Origin of the sequence: Hymenobacter algoricola (assembly GCF_039539525.1) — a bacterium.
Taxonomy (GTDB): Bacteria; Bacteroidota; Bacteroidia; order Cytophagales; family Hymenobacteraceae; genus Hymenobacter; species Hymenobacter algoricola.
Window position 1 is genome coordinate 1 of record NZ_BAABDH010000006.1, and the last position, 5,878, is coordinate 5,878.

The 5,878-nt window shown below is 52.6% G+C and carries 1 protein-coding gene, 2 tRNA genes and 3 rRNA genes; all 6 read right to left on the minus strand.

Features of this window, described 5'->3' with window-relative positions; translation table 11 throughout:
* Positions 1–82: 82 nt before the first annotated feature.
* Positions 83–194: ribosomal RNA gene (gene rrf / locus ABD842_RS02080) — 5S ribosomal RNA — on the minus strand.
* A gap of 89 nt (positions 195–283) precedes the next feature.
* Positions 284–3,196, minus strand: a 23S ribosomal RNA gene (locus ABD842_RS02085).
* Between the two features lie 200 nt (positions 3,197–3,396).
* Positions 3,397–3,470 (minus strand) — tRNA-Ala (locus ABD842_RS02090).
* 37 nt (positions 3,471–3,507) lie between these two features.
* Positions 3,508–3,581: transfer RNA gene (locus ABD842_RS02095), tRNA-Ile, on the minus strand.
* A 268-nt stretch (positions 3,582–3,849) separates the two neighbouring features.
* A 16S ribosomal RNA gene (locus tag ABD842_RS02100) occupies positions 3,850–5,362 on the minus strand.
* Together the 16S, 23S and 5S rRNA genes with 2 tRNA genes alongside form the textbook arrangement of a ribosomal RNA operon.
* Positions 5,363–5,576: 214 nt before the next feature.
* Positions 5,577–5,878 (minus strand): hypothetical protein (locus ABD842_RS02105; protein ID WP_345109386.1); only part of this gene is annotated, 302 nt, incomplete at its 5' end.

Genomic DNA, 5,878 nt, shown 5'->3' on the forward strand with positions numbered 1-5,878 from the left:
CCGGGGGGTGGGGTGAGGCCATAAACGCGTTCAGCCCCCGCTCCGCAGCACGAGGCGCGGAACGGGGGCTGAGCGGTAGTAAGGTTGGCGGCGACCGACTCTCCCGCCGGTGAAGGCAGTACCATAGGCGCTACGGGGCTTAACTGCTCTGTTCGGAATGGGAAGAGGTGAACACCCGTGCTAAAGCCACCATTACTGGTGTCAGTATCACATTGCTTGTGAAAACTGTCAATATCGTTGACGTAGTAAAAACGGGTAAGAAGAAAGGTGCGGTTAAGCAGGTACTTAGAAGTGTTCGAGTCATTAGTACTCCTCGGCTCGGCCATTTCGGACCTTCCACCTGGAGCCTATCAACGTGGTCATCTTCCACGACTCTTAGTATGGGATATCTCATCTTGAGGTGAGTTTCGCACTTAGATGCTTTCAGCGCTTATCTCATCCCAGCGTCGCTACCCGGCGCTGCAGCTGGCGCCACAACCGGTGCACGAGCGGCTAGTCCAACTCGGTCCTCTCGTACTAAAGTCAGGTCCTCTCAAATATCCTACGCCCACAACAGATAGGGACCGAACTGTCTCACGACGTTCTGAACCCAGCTCGCGTGCCACTTTAATCGGCGAACAGCCGAACCCTTGGGACCTTCTCCAGCCCCAGGACGTGACGAGCCGACATCGAGGTGCCAAACCTCCCCGTCGATATGAGCTCTTGGGGGAGATCAGCCTGTTATCCCCGGCGTACCTTTTATCCTTTGAGCGATGGCCCTTCCATGCGGAACCACCGGATCACTATATCCGTCTTTCGACCCTGCTCGGCTTGTAGGCCTCACAGTCAAGCCCGCTTCTGCTATTGCGCTCTGCGTACGGTTACCAAGCGTACTGAGCGGACCTTTGAAAGCCTCCGATACTTTTTTGGAGGCGACCACCCCAGTCAAACTACCCACCAGACACTGTTTCCGTTTCCAGATTAGGCACCGAGTAACACAAGGGTGGTATTTCAACGTTGACTCCCCGATGGCTAGCGCCACCGGTTCACAGTCTCCCACCTATCCTACACATGTGTTACCCAGCGTCAATGTCAAGCTATAGTAAAGGTGCACGGGGTCTTTCCGTCCCGTTGCGGGTACTCGGCATCTTCACCGAGACTACAATTTCACCGAGCTCACGGCTGAGACAGCGCCCAGATCGTTACACCATTCGTGCAGGTCGGAACTTACCCGACAAGGAATTTCGCTACCTTAGGACCGTTATAGTTACGGCCGCCGTTTACCGGGGCTTCGATTCAAACCTTCGCCTTGCGACTAAGTTCCCCTCTTAACCTTCCGGCACCGGGCAGGTGTCAGGCCTTATACTTCCTCTTACGAGTTCGCAAAGCCATGTGTTTTTGTTAAACAGTCGCCTGGGCCTTTTCACTGCGGCTTCTCAGTATTGCTACTGAGGAAGCGACCCTTCTCCCGAAGTTACAGGTCCATTTTGCCGAGTTCCTTGGCCGTGATTCACTCGAGCGCCTCAGGATTCTCTCCTTGACTACCTGTGTCGGTTTGCGGTACGGGTTATCTAACAGTAAACGCTTAGCGGGTTTTCTTGACAGTCTGATTAGGAGAACTATCCCATTGGCCGAAGCCGCTAGGTACTATCACATTTCAGCAGAAAGAGCGGATTTGCCTACTCAATCTATACCTACGTGCTTCAACGGGCACTTCCGTCCGCCCGCGTCTCTTTCACTTCTGCGTCACCGCATCACTCCATTAAATAAGTGCTGGAATATCAACCAGCTGTCCATCGACGTAGCCTCTCGGCGTAGCCTTAGGTCCCGACTAACCCTGATCCGATTAGCGTTGATCAGGAAACCTTAGTCTATCGGCGGGGGAGTTTCTCACTCCCCTTATCGTTACTCATGCCTACATTTGCTTTTCCAGCCGCTCCAGCATCCCTGACAGGACACCTTCACCGCTGCTGGAATGCTCCCCTACCACTTGTCTGTCTTGCAAGACAAATCCATTGCTTCGGTACCGGACTTGATGCCCGCGTATTATCGATGCCCTCTCGCTCGACCAGTGAGCTGTTACGCACTCTTTAAATGAATGGCTGCTTCCAAGCCAACATCCTGGCTGTCAAGGCAAGTGGACCTCCTTTGTTCAACTTAGTCCGAATTTAGGGACCTTAGCAGATGGTCTGGGTTCTTTCCCTCTCGGCATGGGACCTTAGCACCCCACGCCTCACTGCCGGCTATATTACTAGGCATTCGGAGTTCATCAGGATTCGGTAGGCTTTGACACCCCCTAGTCCTATTGGTAGCTCTACCTCCTAGTAACTCTACGCCGACGCTGTACCTAAATACATTTCGGGGAGTACGAGCTATTTCTCAGTTTGATTGGCCTTTCACCCCTACCCACAACTCATCCAAATCCTTTTCAACGGAAACTGGTTCGGTCCTCCAGTTAGTTTTACCTAACCTTCAACCTGGTCATGGGTAGATCACAAAGTTTCGCGTCTACCCCCACTGACTGCACGCCCTATTCAGACTCGCTTTCGCTGCGGCTCCATGCTTCAAAGCATTTAACCTTGCCAGTGAGGAGTAACTCGTAGGCTCATTATGCAAAAGGCACGCCGTCAGGGCACGAAGCCCCTCCGACCGCTTGTAAGCACACGGTTTCAGGTTCTTTTCACTCCCTTATTCAGGGTTCTTTTCACCTTTCCCTCACGGTACTGGTTCACTATCGGTCTCTCAGGAGTATGTAGCCTTAGCGGATGGTGCCGCTGGATTCAAACGGGATTTCTCCGGTCCCGCTCTACTCAGGAATCCTCTACCGTACCTAATCAGTTCGCTCACGGGACTCTCACCCTCTGCGGTCGACTTTCCCACGTCGTTCAGCTAAAATTAGATAATCAGATGTTGAGGTCCTACAACCCCGGGCTGGCCGTAACCAACCCGGTTTGGGCTCCTCCCCGTTCGCTCGCCACTACTTGGGGAATCATTGTTATTTTCTTTTCCTCCGGGTACTTAGATGTTTCAGTTCCCCGGGTTTGCCCGTATAAGACTTAACCTATACGCCCTACTGCTTCACAGTAGTGGGTTGCCCCATTCGGATACCTGCGGATCACCTCGTATGTGCCAATCCCCGCAGCTTTTCGCAGCTTATCACGTCCTTCATCGCCTCTGAGAGCCAAGGCATCCCCCGTGTGCCCTAGTTTACTTCTAGGTGTCTGTTCCCGAAGAAACAGACATGCTCGGTTGATTTGCACTATGGCAAATTAAACTCTTCTTCTTACTCGTTTCACTACGTCAAAGAACGGCTGATCCACCTGTTGCGGATCAAGGTAGTAGTAGGTTGCTACCAACACTAGTACTGTGTGTTTGTATTCTCACCAAAGGCTATCCGGTTGATAGGCCTTGTAATAGTGGAGAATAACGGATTCGAACCGTTGACCCCCTGCGTGCAAGGCAGGTGCTCTAGCCAGCTGAGCTAATCCCCCATTTTCGTGTCCTGTTGGCAATTCCAACTGTTGACAGTGGGCCTGCCTGGACTCGAACCAGGGACCTCTACATTATCAGTGTAGCGCTCTAACCACCTGAGCTACAAGCCCGGTTTCTACTTCATTGCTGAAATAGCTCCGACAAAAACGTTGAATGAGAGGAAATGACACTTTGGTATTCATTGCGCGGACAAGGCGTGAGCTCACGAGTCGGACCGCTCCAGAAAGGAGGTGATCCAGCCGCACCTTCCGGTACGNTGGATCAAGGTGAAGAGTAGCGAATTGCTCAACTACTCTTCGAAAATCTGAATGAGAGGAAATGACACTTTGGTATTCATTGCGCGGACAAGGCGTGAGCTCACGAGTCGGACCGCTCCAGAAAGGAGGTGATCCAGCCGCACCTTCCGGTACGGCTACCTTGTTACGACTTAGCCCCAGTTACTTGTTCTACCCTAACTGGCTTCTGTGACGAGCACCAGCTTCAGGTCTACCAAACTTCCATGGCTTGACGGGCGGTGTGTACAAGGCCCGGGAACGTATTCACCGCGTCATTGCTGATACGCGATTACTAGTGATTCCAGCTTCACGGAGTCGAGTTGCAGACTCCGATCCGAACTGAGAACGGCTTTGTGAGATTGGCATCACATCACTGTGTAGCGACCCTCTGTACCGTCCATTGTAGCACGTGTGTAGCCCTAGGCGTAAGGGCCATGATGACCTGACGTCGTCCCCGCCTTCCTCACTGCTTGCGCAGGCAGTCTGTTTAGAGTCCCCATCATTACATGCTGGCAACTAAACATAGGGGTTGCGCTCGTTGCGGGACTTAACCCAACACCTCACGGCACGAGCTGACGACGGCCATGCAGCACCTTGCTTTGTGTCCCGAAGGAAAGGCTCATCTCTGAGCCGGTCACGCGCATTCTAGCCTAGGTAAGGTTCCTCGCGTATCATCGAATTAAACCACATGCTCCACCACTTGTGCGGGCCCCCGTCAATTCCTTTGAGTTTCACTCTTGCGAGCGTACTCCCCAGGTGGGATACTTAACGCTTTCGCTAAGTCACTAACTGTGTATCGCTAGCAACGAGTATCCATCGTTTACGGCGTGGACTACCAGGGTATCTAATCCTGTTCGCTCCCCACGCTTTCGTGCCTCAGTGTCAGTACCAGCCTAGTCAGCTGCCTACGCAATCGGGGTTCTGGAAGATATCTATGCATTTCACCGCTACATCTTCCATTCCGCCAACCTCGTCTGGACTCAAGCCCTACAGTATCCATGGCAGTTCTGCTGTTGAGCAGCAGGCTTTCACCACGGACTTATAGGGCCACCTACGCACCCTTTAAACCCAATAAATCCGGACAACGCTTGCACCCTCCGTATTACCGCGGCTGCTGGCACGGAGTTAGCCGGTGCTTATTCCTCAGGTACCGTCAGTTTGTGACGCATCACCTTTTTCTTCCCTGAGAAAAGCCGTTTACAACCCAGAAGGCCTTCATCCGGCACGCGGCATGGCTGGGTCAGGCTCTCGCCCATTGCCCAATATTCCCTACTGCTGCCTCCCGTAGGAGTCTGGCCCGTATCTCAGTGCCAGTGTGGGGGATCACCCTCTCAGGTCCCCTAAGCATCGTCGCCTTGGTGGGCCGTTACCCCGCCAACTAGCTAATGCTACGCAACCCCATCTGAATCCAATAAATCTTTAACTACGAAACGATGCCGTTCTATAGTCTTATGCGGTATTAATCCGCCTTTCGGCGGGCTATCCCCCAGATCCAGGTAGGTTGGTTACGCGTTACGCACCCGTGCGCCACTAGTGTATTGCTACACCCGTTCGACTTGCATGTATTAGGCCTGCCGCTAGCGTTCATCCTGAGCCAGGATCAAACTCTCCATTGTATAAATTCCTACACTATGCCGAAGCATAGCTGATGTCGAGTGCTGATCCGACCCGTATTAACGAGCTCACTTCCTTTTGTTACGCTTTCTTCATCCCTTCTTGCGAAGCCATGAAGCTTACCAATTTGTCATTTCCAATCATTCAAAGAACGTCTGTCTTCCCCTGTTGGGAAAACCGTGTCCGGGCCAAAACCCGGGGTGCTACTCTCCTTTTCTAAACCCCTTCCGTTGAAGCGGGCTGCAAAGGTAAGAAGCTTTTTACAACTCGCAAGAAAAAGTTTGCTTCTTTTTTCCGGCCGACTCTCGTCTTCCTGTTGTGTGCTCCCCTTCCGATCGAAGCGGGCTGCAAAGGTAAAAAGCTTTTCTCCTTTTCCAAGTTCGGAACCGAAAAAGTTTTTCGCTCTTTCCGCGTCTCCGTCTTCCTACGCCAGCTTCCGGTCGAAGCGGGCTGCAAAGGTAAGTTGCCTTTTTCCTCTTTTCCTACTCCCCACCCAACTCTTTTTTTCAACCCCCTCC